Origin of the sequence: Weizmannia sp. CD-2023 (assembly GCF_036225245.1) — a bacterium.
GTDB classification, from domain to species: Bacteria; Bacillota; Bacilli; order Bacillales; family Bacillaceae_C; genus Weizmannia; species Weizmannia faecalis.
In genome coordinates this window covers 1-1,047 of record NZ_JARTJQ010000144.1, presented here as the reverse complement: position 1 = coordinate 1,047, position 1,047 = coordinate 1, and the positions used below count along the sequence as shown (strand labels likewise).

General features: G+C 50.5%; 1 protein-coding gene. It reads left to right on the top strand.

What is annotated here, in order from left to right; translation table 11 throughout:
* Positions 1-933: chloride channel protein (locus tag P9687_RS16860; RefSeq protein ID WP_328228944.1), on the top strand; the 933-nt coding region annotated here is incomplete at its 5' end.
* Positions 934-1,047 lie beyond the last annotated feature (114 nt).

The following is a 1,047-nucleotide window of genomic DNA, read 5'->3' as shown; positions in this document are numbered from 1 at the left end:
GTTTTTCATATTCAGCCGTTTCTTCGGGCCCAGCTGATCGTATGCGGAATCAGTGCTGCTTTTGCCAGTCTGTTTGGCGCGCCCGTTACAGCAGCCGTGTTTGGTTTGGAAGTACTGGCTATCGGGTCAATCCGGCACCAGTTTCTTTTCCCTTCGGCGGTTTCCGGCATAGCTGCTTTTGAAGTTAATAAAAGGCTGTTGCATACGCCTTATGAATATTTCACGATCCATGCCATGCCGTCTTTTTCTGTTCTGCTGCTTTTAAAAGTGGCAGCCCTTGGCATGATTTGCGGCCTGGCTGGATGGCTGTTTGTTGAATCTATTGAACAGGGGGGTCGCTTATTTTCAGTTGTCCGGGAAAAATTGCATCTTCCTTTCTTCCTGATGCCCTGTGTTGGCGGCATGCTCATCGCAGTTGCATTATTGATTTTTCCTGCCGACTTTTTAGGACTGAGCTTGCCGCTTTTGGACAAAGCGATGCACGGGGGACATGTCGGATTTTTCGCATTTCTGTGGAAAATTCTGTTTGTGGCGGTTACGCTTGGTTCCGGCTTTTACGGAGGAACATTCACCCCGCAGCTCGTCATCGGGTCTGCTGCCGGGAATGCATTTGCCGGTTTGCTCGGGATGAACCCTGTATTAGGAGCGGCTGCGGGTATGCTGGCGGTGGTTTCGGCTGCATCCAATACGCCGGTTTCCGCTGTGCTGCTTGGATATGAGCTGTACGGGCATGTTACGGGGATGTATATGTTGGCCGCCTGTATTGCCGGGTATTTGATCATCGGGCACCGCAGCGTTTATCGCGACCAGCTTGTGTACGATCCAAAGTCTTTATGGGTGCAGCTGGAACCGGGAGTCGAACTGAGGAAAGAATCTATCCGCCTTTCAAGCGGTACTTCAAATCAGACTGGACGGTTCCATCTTCCGTGGTAGTGGGAAAAGCCGTTTATGATCAGGCTTATGTTAAGCATTCCTGTTAAAAATGGATCTATCTTAGCATTGGGCGGGCCGCTCTACGTAAAGGAAGTCGGTCAGAAGATGTGCCTA